This is a genomic window from Pseudonocardia acidicola (assembly GCF_012911935.1).
Classification (GTDB): domain Bacteria; phylum Actinomycetota; class Actinomycetes; order Mycobacteriales; family Pseudonocardiaceae; genus Pseudonocardia; species Pseudonocardia acidicola.
Genome location: NZ_JAAXLA010000039.1, coordinates 45,869 through 61,717, shown reverse-complemented (window position 1 = coordinate 61,717; position 15,849 = coordinate 45,869). Strand labels below are relative to the sequence as shown.

Sequence of the window (15,849 nt, the reverse complement as noted above, 5' to 3'; positions counted from 1 at the left end):
ACGACTCACCGCCCTGGACAGCTGGGTGCACGACTACAACACTCGACGCGCCCACTCCGCCCTCGGCGGCCGGCCCCCGGCCACCCGACTCGCCGCATGACCGTCAACAAGGTGCCGGGTCACTACAGCTAGTGGCAGGCTTGTCGCCCGTGAGCCCGCAGAGTCGTGGACGGAAGCGGAAATCGGATCGTGGTTCGCGTCGACCGCCGCGCTCGAGCCAGGACGAGTTGTTCGCGCAGTTCCTGCGCGACGCCGGTGAGCTGACCCGGATCACCGATCCGCTGGACGCCGAGCTGTTCGTCTCCGGCCTCGTCGGCACCTGGTGGAACGCCCTGCCGGCCGGGGCGGAGGACGCCGACGTCGTGATCGGTGGGCCGCTGGTCGACTACGCCGCCCGGCGACGCACCCCGACCGCGCTGGCGTTCCTCCGTGCGATGGCGGTGCTGGGGAACGACGCGCAGCGCGAACGGGCCCTGGCGGGCGCTGAGGCGCTGGCCGCAGCCGGGGTCGCCGAGCCCGGGTGGGCGACCGCACTCGGCGCGGTCACCGTCGGCGAGTGCTGGACCTGGGAGGACTGCTACGGCGACCAGGTCTCCGTACTGTGCGGGTTCAGTCACGGTGGGGACCGACCCGCGGAACAGCACAGCCTGCTCGTACTCGTCGACCACAATCTCGGCAGCCTGGTGAAGGATGCGACCGTGCTGGGCGACCCCGCAGCGGTGATCGCCGAACTGCGCCGCGAGTTCGCCGACGAGCCGATGATGACGATCTCGCCTGTCAGCCCGGCGGAGGTCCGCCGGTTGGTCGAACCGGCCCTCGCGATGACCGACATGACTCTCGACCCTCCGGTGGCGGAGGACTTCGCCTCGCACCGGGCACTCGCGCATGCCCGGATGCGCGCGCTCCCGCCGTCGCCCGCGGTCGATCCGGTGGAGGTCGCCGAGACGGAGCGTGCGGCGCTCGTCGCAGAGTTCCTCGCCTCGCCGGAAGGCCGGGCGCTGCCGGACCGGGAGGCCGCGGAGTACAGCGCCCGGCTGCTCGTCGACTACGGCAGCGACTATGACGACGGCAAGCCCGTGCGGGTCAGTCCGACCAAGATGGAGATCTTCCTGCTGGACTTCGTTCCGTCGAAGGTCGTGCTCGACGCGGCGGATCGGGAGGCGCTACCCGATGTCGTGGCGGCCTGGTCGGAGTGGGCCGCGGAGCGCAACGGGCTCCCCGAGCCGGCGCGAGCGGAACTGACCGAGGCCGTCGCCGAGCTCGGGCAGCACTTCGCGCAGGCCTACGACGAGGGCAGCGCCGGCCCCGCAGCGTCACTGCTCTCCGGGCTCGAGGGGCTGGACGGTCGCGCGGATCTGCAGGACGCGCTGAACCGGCGGCTGTTCGCCATGCCGTTGACCGGTGGTCGGGTCGGCGAGGAGGACTTCCCCCATCTCGATGCCTCCGACCCCGACGAGCGGCGGATGCTCATCATCAGCGAACATCCGGAGTATCAGTCCGCCCTGGACGATCCGGCGTTCTCCGGCGAGATCGACGGGGTGAACCCGCGCCTGCACGTCTCGATGCACGAGATCGTCGCCAGCCAGTTGTGGGACGACGATCCCCCTGAGGCGTGGGTGGCGGCGCGCCGGCTGCTCGACGACGGCTACGACCGGCACGAGATCCTGCACCACCTCGCGTCGCTGGTGGCTCCCGAACTGCACGCGGCGCTCACCGAACGCCGACCGGTCGACGTCGACGGCTACCGCAGGGCGCTGTCGGAGCTCGCCGAGCACGGGATCCGCTGACGCGGCTCGTGCACGGTAAGTGGTGCCGGGGCACCCCGCCCCCTTACCGCGCACGGGCGCCGGAGGCGCTGGCGACGTCCTGGGCCATCAGGGCGGCGGTGAGCTGCAGCAGCGCCTCGGGCTGGGTGAGCGGCCTGCCGATCAGCTCCTCGATCCGCTTGAGCCGCAACGCCACGGTGTTGGTGTGCAGGTACAGCGCCGCGGCGGTGCGCGTGGTGCTCAGGCCGTGGTCGAGGTAGGTGCGCAGGGTTTCGACGAGTGAGATGCCCTTGCGGGTCTCGTACTCGCGCAGCGGCGCGAGCACCCGTTCGGCGAACCCGACCAGCTCGCGCGGGTCCTCGAGCTGGAGCAGCAGGCCGTAGACCCCCAGCTCGGGCAGAGTGATCGTGCGGCCCGGGCCGCCGTCCAGCCGGGCGAGCTCGACGGCGCCCCGGGCGATCCGGAAACCGGCCGCGTAGTCGCGCAGCTCGGTGCACCGTGGGCTCACCGCCACCGACACCGTGGTGTCCTCCAGCCCGCGGTGGGCGGCCTGCCGGATGGTGTCGGCCGCGGCCTCCGGGTCGATCTCGCGCCCGGCCGGGTCATGCGGCCACAGCAGCACCACGTACTCACCGGAACTGGTGACCAGCGGGCGCGGGCGGGTGCGGTCGGCCGCGGACTGGGCGATCCCGAGCAGCCGCCGGACGTCGGCCGGCCAGACCGCGTCGGCGCCGGGCCGCCCGGGTTCCCGGTCGCCGCGGACGACGAGCACCGAGTGCGGGCGGGACAGGTCGTGCCCGAGCGTCTCCGCCCGGACGCCGAGCGCCGCCGGCGGGTTGCCGGACAGCAGGTCGGAGAGCAGGTCCCCGCGCAGCCGCCATTCGACGTCCATCGCGGTGCGCCGGCGCAGCAGCTCCAGCGCGGAGACGACGGCCCCGTGCTCCACCGCGCGCCGGTCCAGCGGCTGCAGGTCGTCGAGCCGGCCGGGTAGCCAGACCCGCGCGACGAGCTCGTCGCCCAGCGTCACCGGTGCGGTGATCCGCGGGACCGTCGCGTCGGCGTCCTCGGCCGGGGTGACCTCGTTCAGCCCGTCCGTGCCGTCGAGGGGCACCGCGATCGGTGCCGGGTCGAGCATGACGCCGCGGTGCTGGGCGTTGGCCAGCGGCTGGCCGCCCGGGTCGGCGACCAGCACGGGCCGGGCCAGCAGCCGGGCCAGCGCGTCCGCGACCCCCTGCACGCCGCCCGCACGCAGCGCGACGGCGGTGAGCTCGCGGTGGATCTGCTCGGCCTGCTGCAGCAGCCGGTGCTGCTCGGTGAGCGACCGGTTCAGCTGCTCGAGATCGGCGATCGTCTCGCGCTCGCGGTTGCGCAGCCGCGCGGTCTGCAACGCGATGCCGGCCTGGTTGGCCAGCGTCTTGAGCAGGCCGATCTCGTCGGGGCCGAACGGGTGCACCACCCTGCGGTAGCAGTTCACCGTGCCGGCCGGGACCCCGTCGACGAGCAGCGGGACCGCGACGATGGCCCGGTATCCGTACTCCCAGGCCACCTCCGCCCAGGGATGGAACGACGGCTCCGCGGACAGCTCGGGAAACGCGACGGGCTCGGCGTTGCGGAAGGCCCGGCTGGACGGCCCGTTGCTCAACGGCCCGGAGCCGAGCTCGATGGTGTGCTCGGCGTTGACCCGCGCGACGTAGTCGGGGGACAGCCCGTGCGAACCGGAGATGACCAGCGCGTGCTGCTTCTCGTCGGCGAGGAGCACCCCGCAGCCCTCATAGCCCATGAGCTCGCAGGCCGTGCGGGCGATCAGGTCCAGCAGCTCGGGCAGGGCCACCGGGTTGTTCACCGCCGCGGCGATGGTCCCCACACCGGCCAGCCAGCGCCGCACCTCGTCGTGGCGGGTCTGCGTGCCCACGCCGGGTTCCTCGGTCATGCCGCCACCCTGCCACTGTGGGCACGCACAGCGAAATCGGCATACGCGGTCTCTGGTCACAGTGCTCCGGCGGCGTCTGCGCGTCAGGCTTGCCGGACGAGGCTCGAGGAGGAGCGCGGTGGGAGGCGAGACGATGAACGACGGCGACCAGCCACGAGTGATCGTGGTCGGTGGGTCGATGGGTGGGCTGACAGCCGCCCTCGTGCTGCGGGACCTGGGCATGCGGGTGGATGTGGTCGAGCGGTCGCCGGAACTGCTCGACGGCAAGGGTGCAGGCATCGTGCTGCAGCCCGACACCGTGCGGTGGTTCCGCGAGCACGGTGGCACGGAAGCGGTCGAGAAGGTGAGCACCGGATCGTCGCGCCTGCGGTACATCGGGGCCGACAACGAGATCGTGTTCGACGAGCCGAGCACGTGGCGCTTCACCTCGTGGACGACGACGTACAAGGCGCTGCTGGCCGACTTCGGCACCGACAACTATCACCTGGGCGAGCACGTCGCGGGGCTGGACCAGGACGCCGACGGCGTGACGCTGCGGTTCGTGAGCGGCCGCGAGGAACGCGCCGAGCTGGTGGTCTTCGCCGACGGCATCTCGTCGACGGGCCGCCGCCGGCTGCTGCCCGAGGTGGTGCCGCAGTACTCCGGCTACGTGGGCTGGCGCGGCACGGTGCCCGAGACCGAGGTCAGTGAGACCACGCACGCGCTGCTGAGCGACGCGCTGTCCTACGCGATCGCCCCGAACACGCACATCTGCATGTACCCGATCCCGGGCCGCGACGGTGGGCTGGCCGTGGGGGAGCGCGACCTCAACTACGTCTGGTACCGCAACGTGCCCGAGGGGCCGGAGCTCGACGAGCTGCTGACCGACAAGCGCGGCTTCCCGTGCCCGGTCTCGGTGCACCCGGGGCAGGTCCAGGACCGTTACATCGACGAGCTGAAGGCGGCGGCCCGGGAGCTGCTGCCTCCGGCTGCGGCCGAGCTGGTGACGCGCACCGCGGAGCCGTTCATCCAGCCGGTGCTCGACATCGAGGTGCCGCGGATGGCGTTCGGCCGGGTGTGCCTGATGGGTGACGGCGCGTTCGCCGCCCGCCCGCACGCCGCGGCCGGGACGGCCAAGGCCGCCGCGGACGCATGGGCGCTGGCCGACGCGCTGCAGGCCGCGGACGGTGACGTCGTGACGGCGCTGGCGAAGTGGGAACCCGGTCGGCTGGAGCTGGGTCGCAGCTTGCTGGCCCGGGTCCGCGAGATGGGCCGGGCATACCAGGTCGACAACACGGCAGATCCTGCGGATCGGAGCCTTCGATTCGGACTGTACGGTCCGGACCAGTGAGAGCGGAGGTGTGACTGGTAAATCCGCCACTCTCAGCAAGCACTCTTGTGAGGAATCACAGCGGAACGGCCCGCGTCGCGGCGTAGGGTCGGCCGCACGAGCGGTCCGGTCACACCCCGAAACTCCCCAGAACGGCTGAGCCGGACCGACAGCCACATCCACCACAGGCGAGCTCCGGTCCGCTGCAGGACCTGCTCGACGGACAGGCAAGGACAGGCAATGAAGCCGCCGAAGTTCATGTACTGCGATCCCGACACGGTCGAGGACGCGGTAGCACTCAAGAGCCGCTACGGCCACGACTCGCTCGTCCTCGCCGGCGGGCAGAGCTTGATGCCGATGCTCAACATGCGACTGGCCAACCCCGAGGTCGTCATCGACATCAACCGGGTCTCCGCCCTGCAGCGGATCACCCGCGACGGTGACGTCCTCGAGATCGGCGCCGGCGTCCGGCAGTCGGAGCTGGAGACCGACCCGGTGGTCGGCGACGCGGTCCCGCTGCTGGGCCAGGTCGTGCCGTACATCGGCCACATCGAGAACCGTCACCGCGGCACCGTCGGTGGCAGCCTCGCGCACGCCGACTCGGCGGCCGAGCTGCCGTGCGCCGCCGTCACCCTGGACGCCGTCGTGGTCGTGCAGGGCCCGGCGGGCCGCCGCGAGATCGGTGCCCGCGACTTCTTCCAGGGCTGGATGACCAACGCCCTCGAGCCCGACGAGCTCGTCGTCGCGGTCCGGATCCCGGTCACCCCGGCGACGTCGGGTTCGGCGTTCGTCGAGGTCGCCCGCCGTGAGGGCGACTTCGCCCTGGCCGCCGCCGCGGCCGTCGCCGCCGTGGACGCCGAGGGCCGGTTCACCTCGCTCGCCGTCGGTGTCGCCGGCATCTCCGCGACCCCGGTCCGGGCGAGCGGCGTGGAGAACGCCCTCGTCGGGCAGCCGGCCACGGCCGAGAACATCGCCGCCGCGGCCAAGGAGATCGCCGCCGAGGTCAGCTCGGGTGACGACCTGCACGCCACTGGCGCCTACCGCAAGCACCTCGCCGTCACCGTGGTGAAGCGTGCGATCGGCGCGGCCGTGAAGAACGCCGCTGCTGCTGAGAGGAGCGGGTCGTGACGACCACCGAGAACACCGACTTCGAGGCCAAGTACGGCAGCGACACCCGGACCGTGACCCTGCGGGTCAACGGCAAGGACGTGACCCGCGAGGTCGCCACCCGCACCACCCTGGCCGACTTCCTGCGCGACGACCTCGACCTGGTCAGCGTGCACCTCGGCTGCGAGCACGGCGTCTGCGGCTGCTGCACCGTGCTGCTCGACGGCGGGTCCGTGCGGTCCTGCCTGATGCTGGCGGTGCAGGCCGTGGGCCACGAGGTCTCCACAGTCGAGAGCCTGTCGGCCGACCAGAACAACCTGCACCCGATCCAGGAGGCGTTCGCCGAGGAGCAGGGCCTGCAGTGCGGGTTCTGCACCCCGGCGATGGTGCTGCGCGCCCAGGAGATCCTCGCCGACGGCAAGGAGCGCAGCGACGACGAGGTCCGCCACGAGATCTCCGGGATCCTGTGCCGCTGCACCGGCTACCAGAACATCATCAACGCGGTGCAGAACGCCGGTCGCAAGCTCCGCTGCGGCGGCGCGGGGAGCTGCGGCGCCGGCCACGAGGCTGACAAGAGCAAGGGGGCCTGACGCGATGACCGCTGTCGAGAACGAGAAGCCCCAGTACAAGTACATCGGCACCGACCGCAAGCGGGTCGAGGACCCGCGGCTGCTGGTGGGCCGCGGCGGATACATCGCCGACCTGAAGATGCAGGGGCTGCTGCACGCCGCCATCCTGCGCAGCCCGGTGCCGCACGCGAAGATCGTCTCGATCGACACGTCCGAGGCGCTGAAGATCCCCGGCGTCGTCGCCGTCATCACGGGCGAGGACGTCAAGGCGCACATGAACCCGTGCATGAACTTCGGCCCGCCGACGATCTCGCAGTACCCGATCGCGGTGGACAAGGTGCGCTATGTGGGCGAGGCCGTCGCGGCCGTCGTCGCGGACAGCCGCTACATCGCCGAGGACGGCGTCGAGGCGCTCGTCGTCGAGTTCGAGGACCTGCCTGCGGTCACCGACCCCAAGAAGGCGCTCGAGCCGGACGCGGCCCTGCTGCACGACGAGCACGGCAGCAACCTGGGCTACGAGCGCACCTTCGAGTTCGGTGACGTCGCGAAGGCCCTCGGCGACGCCGACCTGGTCGTCGAGGACACCCTGCACTGGGGCCGCTCCGCCGGCATGCCGATGGAGACCAGCGGCGCGATCGCGCGGCCGGGCCTCAACGGTGTCCTGGAGGTCTTCTGCAACTCGCTGAACTTCAGCTACCTGCAGTTCCTGGTCGCCGGTGCGCTGCGCATCCCGTCGAACAAGCTGACCATGCAGCCGGTCCCCGCCGGCGGCAGCTTCGGCAGCAAGTTCACCGCGCACAAGGTGCCGACGCTGGCCGCCTTCCTGGCGCTGCGCACGCAGCGGCCCGTGTCGTACGTCGAGGACCGCCTCGACCACCTGATGAACTCCGACCACCACGCCTCGGACCGCTACTACGAGGCGAAGATGGGCTTCACGGCCGAGGGCATCATCACCGGCCTGGACATCGACGTGGTCGACGACTACGGCGCCTACCTGCAGTTCGGTGTCGGCACCCACGGCAACGCGTTCTCCCAGGCCGTCGGCCCGTACAAGTTCCGCGACCTGAAGTACCGGCTGCGTGCGGCGCTGACCAACAAGTGCCAGCAGGGCGCCTACCGCGGCTTCGGCTCCGAGGTGCACAACTGGGTGCTGGAGCGGCTGATCGACAAGGCCGCCGCGCAGCTGGGGCTGCTCCCGGAGGAGATCCGGCGGCGCAACTTCATCCTGCCCGAGCAGTTCCCGTACAAGATCCCCGGCGGGAACGTGTACGACAGCGGGAACTACCCGGCGGTTCTCGACAAGGCGCTGTCGATGATCGACCTGGAGCACTGGCGGGCCGAGCAGAAGCGGCTGCGCGAGGAGGAGGGCCGCTACATCGGGATCGGCCTGGCCACCACCCAGGAGCGCTCGGTCTTCTCCTCGACGGAGTTCTGGTTCTGGTTCGACGAGCCGGCCTTCCCGATCACCTCGAGCCCCGAGAGCGCGACGATCACGATCGACCCGACCGGCGCGTTCCAGCTGCTGCTGCACTGCCAGGCCATGTGGGGCAACAGCCCGGAGACGGTGTCCACGACGATCGTGGCCGAGGAGTTCGGCGTCGAGCCGGAGACGGTCAACGTCAGCTACGCCGACACCGCGCGCGCGCTGCCGGGCACCGGCCCCGGCGGTAGCCGGTTCACCGTCATGGTCGCGGGCGCGGTCCGCGGCGCGGCGCGCAAGCTGAAGAAGAAGCTCATCGACATCGCCGCGCACACCCTCGAGGTGGCCGCCGAGGACCTGGAGCTGGTCGACGCCCGCGTCCAGGTCAAGGGGGCACCGGAGAAGTCGCTCGGCCTGCCGGAGCTGGCCGCGTCGGCCTACTTCTTCGCGCTCAGCCTGCCCCCGGGCATGCAGAGCGGGCTGGAGGAGAGCTACACCTACGACCACCCGTACACCACGCTGCCCTCGGCGGACCGTACGGACCTGGGTGTCTTCTACCCGATCATGGGCCACGCCTGCCACATCGCGGTCATGGAGGTCGACCCGGACACCGGGCAGACGACGTTCCTCGACTACGTCGCGGTGCACGACGCCGGCACCGTGGTCAACCCGAAGAGCCTGGGTGGCCACGTCACCGGCGGTGCCGCGCAGGGCCTCGGCTCGACGCTGTACGAGGAGCTGGCCTACGACGCCGACGGACAGTTCAAGTCCTCGACGTTCATGGACTACCTCGTGCCGACCGCCAACGAGGTCCCGCCGTTCCGGATCGGGCACGTCGAGACCCCGTCGCCGTACACCGAGTACGGCATCAAGGGCGGCGGCGAGGGTGGCCGCATGGTCACCCCGTCGGTGGTCTCCGCGTGCATCGACGATGCTCTGCGGGAGTACGGCATGCGCGTTCGCGAGCTGCCGGTGAAGCCGTCGGAGATCGTCGAGACCGTGCAGGCCGCCATCGCGGCGGCGGAGAAGTAGGCGACCGCCGCACCGAGCTCGGCCCGGCCCCGGAGTCACTCGCGCTCCGGGGCCGGGCCGATCCAGCGGCGTCGCGCCGCAGAGTGAGGATTGAGAGTGCAGCACCCTTTTGCGTCCCCCGCTGAGCTGAAGGACCAGCTCGGCAAGGTCAGCTACCTCGCCGACGACGCGTTGTCCATGGCGACCTTCCTCGCGCTGGGGCTCAACCGCCCGCTGCTGCTCGAGGGTGAGAACGGCGTGGGCAAGACCGAGATCGCCAAGGCGCTCGCCACTCTGCTGGGCCGGGACCTGATCCGGTTGCAGTGCTACGAGGGGATCGACACGAGCCAGGCGCTCTACGACTGGCACTACGGCCGGCAGCTGCTCGCCGTCCGCGGATCCGAGGACGCCGGCGCCGCCGACGTGTTCACCCGTGACTACCTGCTGAGCCGCCCGCTGCTCCAGGCCCTGGAGGCCGGCGACCGCGCGGTGCTGCTCATCGACGAGCTCGACCGCGCCGACGACGAGTTCGAGGCCTTCCTGCTCGAGCTGCTGTCGGACTTCGCGGTGACCATCCCCGAGGTGGGCCGGGTCGCGGCCGCGTCGCCGCCGCTGGTCGTGCTGACCTCCAACCGCACCCGGGACCTGCACAACGCGCTGCGCCGCCGCTGCCTCTACCACTGGGTCGCACACCCGGACGCCGACCGCGAGTTCGAGATCCTGCGGGTGCGCGCGCCCGAGGTGCCCGAGGCGCTGGCCCGGCAGGTCGCCGCAGCGGTGCACCGGATCCGCGGCCTCGGCCTGGGCAACCCGCCCGGGGTGGGGGAGACGATCGACTGGGCGGGCGCCCTGCACATGGTCGGTGTCGCGACGCTGTCCCCGGAGATCGCGGCCGCGACGCTGAGCGCACTGGTCAAGGACATCGACGACCAGCAGCTCGTTGCCGAGAAGATCGACGACGTGGTGATCACGACCTCGTGAGCACGAGCCACACCGAGGACGCGGGCGCCGGCAACGGCCGCGCCGACATCGGCGACCCGCTCGAGGTGACCGGGCGGACCTGCGTGGAGTTCGCCGGCCTGCTGCGCCGCCGGGGCCTGGACATCGGCCCCGAGCAGACCACGGCGTTCTACTCCGCGCTGCACCAGCTGGACCGTCCCGGCCTGCGCGACATCTACTGGGCCGGCCGGGTCGTGCTGGTCAACCAGCGTCACCTCTACCCGGTCTACGACTCGGCGTTCGTCGAGTTCTTCGGTCCGCCCACTGTGGATGACCACGGCCTGCCGCCGCTGCCGCAGCCCGCCAAGCCGACGAGCACCGTGGAGCGGGAGGCCGACAACTCGGGCACTCCCAGCCCGCGGGTCGCCGAGCTGGAGGAGAAGGCCGACGAGGCCCGGCTGGTGCCCAGCGAGGTGCAACTGCTCAAGACCAAGTCGTTCGCGCTGATGAGCGCCGACGAGCGGCGCAAGGTCGCCGCGTTGATCCGCCGGCTGAACCCGGAACTGCCGCGCCGGCGCGGCCGGCGGCGCAAGCCGGCCGCGACCGGCCCGCACCTCGACGTGCGCGGCCTGCTGCGGGCAGCGCTCCCGACCGACGGGGAGCCGATGCGATTGCCCCGGCGCCGGGTCCCGCCCCGGGAGCGGCCGCTGACGCTGGTGATCGACGTGTCCGGCTCGATGGGACCCTACGCGCTGGCGCTGCTCCGCTTCGGGCACGCCATGCTGCACGCCGGGCACCACGTCGAGGTCTTCACCTGCGGGGTGCACCTGACCCGGGTCACCGAATCGCTGCGCCGCGCCGGCGTCGACGCCGCGCTGCGCCGGATCGGTTCCGAGGTCGACGACTGGGACGGCGGCACCATGCTGGGCTCCTCGATGCGCGACCTGGTGGACCGCTTCGGGGCGCACTCCGCGGTACGCGGCGCGCTGGTCGTCATCTGCTCGGACGGCCTCGACCGCGACGACCCGCTGGTGCTGGGCGAGGCGATGCGCAGGCTGGCCCGCCGGGCGCACCGCGTGGTCTGGCTCAACCCGCTCAAGGGGGATGCGCGCTACCAGCCGCTGGCCCGCGGGATGGCGGCGGCGCTGCCGCACATCGACGCCTTCCTCCCCGGGCACAACCTGGTGAGTTTCGAGGCGATGTGCCGCGCGCTGGCCGCCCGCCGGACGGCGGCCTAGATGGCGGGCGCCGTGGATCCGCCGCACCGGGCCCGCGGGTTCGGCGCGGGCGTCGGCTTCTGGGTCGTGGCCTTCGGGTTCGTCGTCGTGATGTCCCTGGGCACGGTGCCGACCCCGCTCTACGTGCTCTACGAGGCACGCGACGGTCTCTCGGCCGCGGTCATGACCATCGTGTTCGCCGCCTACGCCGCCGGCGTGCTCGGCAGTCTGTTCCTGCTCGGTCACCTCTCCGACCGGCTCGGCCGGCGCCGGATGCTGGTGGGTTCGGTGCTGCTCAGCATCGCCTCCGCGCTGCTGTTCGCGACCTGGCCCGAGCTGGCGGGGCTGCTGCTGGCCCGGGTGCTGTCCGGCATCTCGGTGGGCATGGCCACCGCCACGGCCATCGCCTACCTCGGGGAGCTGCACGCGGTGGCGCGTCCCGGGGCGGGCAGGCGGCGCGCGAACGTCGTCGGGACCGCGGCCAATCTCGGGGGGCTCGCCCTCGGACCGCTGGTCGCGGGGCTGCTCGCCGATCTCGCACCGCGGCCGCTTGAGCTTCCGTTCTGGACCTACCTGGTGCTGCTGGGCGTCGCGCTGCTGTTGCTGAGCCGGGTGCCGGAGACCGTCACCGGCTTCCGGGCACCGTATCGGCCGCAACGGATCGTGGTGCCACCCGGCGCGCGGGGCCGGTTCGCGGCCGCGGCGTTCGCCGCGTTCGTGGGGTTCTCGCTGTTCGGGTTGTTCGCCGCCCTGGGCCCGGCGTTCATGCTCGGCACCCTGCACCGGTCGTCGCACACCCTCGGCGGGCTGACGACGACGTTGACCTTCGGGACGGCGGCGGTGGCCCAGTCCCTGGTGCGTGACCCCACGCGTCGCCGCCCGACCTTGGCGGGGTTCGCCGCGATCCCGCTCGGGCTCGCGCTGGTGGTCGCCGCGGCGTGGTGGGTGGTGCTCCCGCTGTGGGTCGTCGGGGAGATCCTCGTCGGCGCCGGGGTGGGCCTGGTGTTCGCCGCGGCCGTGGGTGTGGTGGCGGTGAGCACGCCGCAGGAGAACCGGGCGGAGGCGCTCGCCGGGCTGTTCCTCGCCGCCTATCTGGGCCTCGCCCTGCCGGTGCTCGGGCTCGGGGTGGCGATCGAGCTCATCCCGCTGGCGGTCGCGTTGACGGTGTTCGCAGGCCTGGCCGCCGCCGGTGCCGTGGCGGCGGGGTGGGTGGTGCTGCGGGCCAACCGCGACCTCGTCCCGGAGCCCTGACCCCGCTTCCTCACCCACGAGATGCCATCGGGGTGGCTTTGCCGGCACTCAACGCCAGCAAAGCCACCCCGATGCGGTGTGTCAGGACGGTGATCAGGCCAGGTGGACGTACTCGTACTCGAACGGCTTGCCGTTGATGCCGTTGGTCGGGGGGGCGATCCAGCCGGCGATCTTGCCGGGTTCGTAGACCGGGCGCATGAGCGAGCGGACGTGGGTCTTGTCGACCTCGCTGGGCAGCCAGGAGTCCTTCTTGGCCTCCCACTGCTGCTCGGTCATCAGCTGGCCGCCCGGTGAGACGTGGTGGTCGGCGAACAGGCCGACGTGGCGGTTGAACCCGACGTGCGGCAGCGTCAGCCGCCGGTCGACGCCGGCCTGCTCGAGGACCCGGTTCCAGCGCTTCAGACCGCTCTGGCAGTCCTTGACGTACTCGTTGCGCAGGTCGTGGTTGAGCGCGAGCAGCGCCGGGACCTCGTTCGTGGTGATCTCGCCGCCGGAGACCAGATCGACGTGCGCGGAGTCCTCGGTGAGCTGGTGGTCGTCGCGGCGGCGCTCCTCCTGCCAGCGGCCCTTCAGGCCGGCGGTGAAGTAGTTGGCCGCGTTGGTGGACTGCTCGGAGCCGAACAGGTCCAGCGACACCGAGTAGTGGAAGTTGATGTAGCGCTGGATGACGTCGAGCGGGATGCCGCCGTGCGCGGCGACGTCGGCGGTGTCGTGCTCGCGCATCAGCTCGGCGGTGCGGGCCACCACGCGGTCGACACCGGTGGTGCCGACGAACATGTGGTGCGCCTCCTCCTTGAGCATGAACTCACACGTGCGGCTCAGCGGGTCGAACGCCGATTCCTTCAGCGTGCCGAGCTGGTACTTGCCGTCCCGGTCGGTGAAGTAGGTGAACATGAAGAACGACAGCCAGTCCGGGGTCTCCTCGTTGAACGCGCCGAGGATCCGGGGGGAGTCGAGGTCACCGGAGTTGCGCTGCAGCAGCGCCTCGGCCTCCTCGCGGCCGTTGCGCCCGAAGTAGGCGTGCAGCAGGTAGACCATCGCCCACAGGTGACGGCCCTCCTCGACGTTGACCTGGAACAGGTTGCGCAGGTCGTACAGGCTCGGCGCGGTCTCGCCGAGGCGGCGCTGCTGCTCCACCGACGCGGGCTCGGTGTCGCCCTGGATGACGATCAGGCGCTGCAGGTCGGCGCGGTACTCGCCGGGCACCTGCTGCCAGACCGGCTCGCCCTTCTGCTCGCCGAACGCGATGCGCCGGTCGTCGCCGCGCTCGGCGAGGAACACCCCCCAGCGGTACTCCTCCATCGCGACGTGGCCGAACTGGGCCCAGCCCTCACGGCCGACGTCGACCGCGGTGCGCAGGTAGACGTCCTGCGTGGGCACCGCCGGGCCCATCGTCTTCCACCAGGTCAGGAAGTTGGGCTGCCACGACTCGAGCGCGCGCTGCAGCTTCCGGTCGCCGGCGAGGTCGACGTTGTTGGGAATCTTCTCGGTGTAGTCAATCGACATTGCTGGACATCCCTACTCAGACACGTCTGCGGTCGAATTCGGCCTTGCGTCCGGTGCCGTACTTGCGCAACGCCCCCTCCGGGCCGGAGGCGTTGGGGCGAACGAAGATCCAGTTCTGCCATGCGGTGAGCCGGGAGAAGATCCGCGACTCCATGGTCTCCGGGCCGACGAACCGGTGGTTGGCCTCCATCCCGGTCAGCGCGTCCGGGGACAGCGAGGCGCGCTCCTCGAGCATGATCCGGATCTCGTCGTCCCAGTCGATGTCGTCCGGGGCGTCGGTGACCAGCCCCAGGTCCATCGCCTCCCGGGCGGTGATCCGGCGGCCGACCTCCTGGCGCAGCTCGGCCACCGCGGTGTCGTCGCCGTAGAACCGCGAACCGAGCCGGGACAGCCCGTTACCCATCGGGAACACCCCGAAGTTGCTCTCGGACAGCACGATCTGGGCCTCGTCGCCCTGCTCGCTCGCGTCCTCGTCCAGGGTCCCGTCGAGCATGTACTGCCGGTCACACGCCAGCGCCAGCTCCAGCAGCGCGCCGGCGAAGCACGAGCCCGGCTCGATCAGCGCGATCAGCGACCGCGACGTCACGTCCAGGCGCTTGAGCACCCGCTTGAAGTAGTGCCGGATCTCGTTGACCAGCCAGTCGTCGCCGGAGTGCTCGGCGATGAGCCGCTCGAAGGCCAGCGCGTCCTCCACGTCGCCCCGGGTGCGGATGATCCAGGTGCCCAGCTCGAGCTCGTTGGCCCGCAGCCGCAGGATCAGGTCGTCGAGCTCGCGGGTCATGGCCAGCGGCCAGAACTGCGCACCCAGCTCGTGCACCCGCTCCAGCGACTCCGGCACCCCACCCGACGGGCCCAGCACGGTGATCTCCACCAGGCCCCGCGCGCGGTCGAAGCTCGCCTTCACGTGCCGGTAGGAGATGCCGTCGGCGCTCTCCTCGCGGTGCAGCGGCGCGAGCGCGATGCCCGTCGCGCCGGACGGACGCGGCGACCGCGCCGCCGCCTCGGCGGCCCGCTGGGCCACCGTCTCGTCCCAGGCCCGCTTCGGGATGGTCTCGTCGACCAGCTTCCACTCCACCGCCTGGCGGCCGCGGATGCCCTCGGCCCTGGTGGCGAACACGTCGGCGCGGTCCTTGCGCACCCGGCGCTTGTCGATCACCCGGGTCAGCCCGCCGGTGCCCGGCAGCACACCCAGCAGCGGCACCTCCGGCAGCGACACCGCCGAGGAGTTGTCGTCGATCAGCAGGATCTGCTCACACGCCAGGGCCAGCTCGTAGCCACCGCCGGCCGCGGTGCCGTTGACCGCGGCGATCCAGGTCTGCCCGGAGTTCGCCGTCGCGTCCTCGATCCCGTTGCGGGTCTCGTTGGTGAACTTGCAGAAGTTCACCTTCCACGGATGGCTGGACCGGGCCAGCATCCGGATGTTCGCCCCGGCGCAGAAGTTGCGGTCCTTGGCGCTGGTCACGACCACCGCGCGCACCTCGGGGTGTTCGAAGCGCAGCCGCTGGGTGGCGTCGTAGAGCTCGATGTCCACCCCCAGGTCGTAGGAGTTCATCTTCAACTCGTAACCGGGCACCAGACCGGCGGTCTCGTCGATGTCGAGCCGCAGATACGCCACCCCCGTCTCGGCGGCCTGCGACAGGTCGAGGGTCCAGTGCCGGTAGCTCTCCGGCGAGGCGTCGAAAGAGATCGTGGGGATCTCGGCAGCGTCCGGATCGGCCGGGGCGCTTGCGGTGGTGGTCATCTCGGGATCCTCCTGCGCTCGGGCGCGGTGGGTTGACCATCACTCTACAGCAACCTTGCGCCGCGGGACAGCAGTGTAGAACG

General features: G+C 71.4%; 12 protein-coding genes. 9 read left to right on the top strand and 3 right to left on the bottom strand.

Features of this window, described 5'->3' with window-relative positions:
• Positions 1 to 13 precede the first annotated feature (13 nt).
• Positions 14 to 100 carry an integrase core domain-containing protein gene (locus HF526_RS20375; RefSeq protein ID WP_420821637.1) on the top strand — a complete coding sequence of 29 codons (87 nt, stop codon included), beginning with the start codon at positions 14 to 16 and terminating at the stop codon, positions 98 to 100.
• Positions 101 to 227: 127 nt separating this feature from the next.
• Entirely contained in the window at positions 228 to 1,787 is a 1,560-nt protein-coding gene (locus HF526_RS20370) for a DUF1841 family protein (protein WP_169383133.1), read from the top strand.
• A 43-nt stretch (positions 1,788 to 1,830) separates the two neighbouring features.
• Here the strand turns inward: HF526_RS20370 and HF526_RS20365 are convergent, their stop codons facing one another.
• The gene (locus HF526_RS20365; RefSeq protein WP_169383132.1) at positions 1,831 to 3,696 is read right to left on the bottom strand and encodes a helix-turn-helix domain-containing protein; all 1,866 of its coding nucleotides are present in this window, start codon (positions 3,694 to 3,696) and stop codon (positions 1,831 to 1,833) included.
• 118 nt (positions 3,697 to 3,814) lie between these two features.
• Between HF526_RS20365 and HF526_RS20360 the strand changes: the two genes are divergently transcribed.
• The 7 genes from HF526_RS20360 (at position 3,815) to HF526_RS20330 (ending at position 12,519) form a co-directional block, all read left to right on the top strand.
• On the top strand, positions 3,815 to 5,026 hold the full coding sequence (locus HF526_RS20360; RefSeq protein WP_338051622.1) for an FAD binding domain-containing protein: 1,212 nt from the start codon (positions 3,815 to 3,817) through the stop codon (positions 5,024 to 5,026).
• 219 nt (positions 5,027 to 5,245) lie between these two features.
• On the top strand, positions 5,246 to 6,133 hold the full coding sequence (locus HF526_RS20355; RefSeq protein WP_169383131.1) for an FAD binding domain-containing protein: 888 nt from the start codon (positions 5,246 to 5,248) through the stop codon (positions 6,131 to 6,133).
• Positions 6,130 to 6,702 (top strand): 2Fe-2S iron-sulfur cluster-binding protein, encoded by a 573-nt coding sequence (locus HF526_RS20350; protein WP_169383130.1) that lies wholly within the window; start codon positions 6,130 to 6,132, stop codon positions 6,700 to 6,702. Before HF526_RS20355 ends, HF526_RS20350 begins: the two co-directional genes overlap by 4 nt.
• 4 nt (positions 6,703 to 6,706) lie before the next feature.
• Positions 6,707 to 9,133, top strand: coding sequence for a xanthine dehydrogenase family protein molybdopterin-binding subunit (locus HF526_RS20345; protein ID WP_169383129.1), 2,427 nt, complete (start codon positions 6,707 to 6,709; stop codon positions 9,131 to 9,133).
• Between the two features lie 96 nt (positions 9,134 to 9,229).
• Positions 9,230 to 10,093: an AAA family ATPase gene (locus HF526_RS20340; RefSeq protein ID WP_338051621.1), complete on the top strand. Its 864-nt coding sequence runs from the start codon at positions 9,230 to 9,232 to the stop codon at positions 10,091 to 10,093.
• Positions 10,090 to 11,289 carry a vWA domain-containing protein gene (locus HF526_RS36995; protein WP_211177520.1) on the top strand — a complete coding sequence of 400 codons (1,200 nt, stop codon included), beginning with the start codon at positions 10,090 to 10,092 and terminating at the stop codon, positions 11,287 to 11,289. The genes HF526_RS20340 and HF526_RS36995 overlap by 4 nt, the downstream gene beginning before the upstream one ends.
• Complete coding sequence (locus HF526_RS20330) at positions 11,290 to 12,519, top strand: MFS transporter (RefSeq protein ID WP_169383128.1); 1,230 nt, start codon at positions 11,290 to 11,292, stop codon at positions 12,517 to 12,519. It abuts the gene before it with no gap.
• A gap of 93 nt (positions 12,520 to 12,612) precedes the next feature.
• Here HF526_RS20330 and boxB read toward each other — a convergent pair whose 3' ends face one another.
• Both boxB and boxC read right to left on the bottom strand, forming a co-directional pair.
• On the bottom strand, positions 12,613 to 14,025 hold the full coding sequence (gene boxB / locus HF526_RS20325; RefSeq protein ID WP_169383127.1) for a benzoyl-CoA 2,3-epoxidase subunit BoxB: 1,413 nt from the start codon (positions 14,023 to 14,025) through the stop codon (positions 12,613 to 12,615).
• 16 nt (positions 14,026 to 14,041) lie between these two features.
• Positions 14,042 to 15,766 carry a 2,3-epoxybenzoyl-CoA dihydrolase gene (gene boxC / locus HF526_RS20320; RefSeq protein ID WP_169383126.1) on the bottom strand — a complete coding sequence of 575 codons (1,725 nt, stop codon included), beginning with the start codon at positions 15,764 to 15,766 and terminating at the stop codon, positions 14,042 to 14,044.
• Positions 15,767 to 15,849 lie beyond the last annotated feature (83 nt).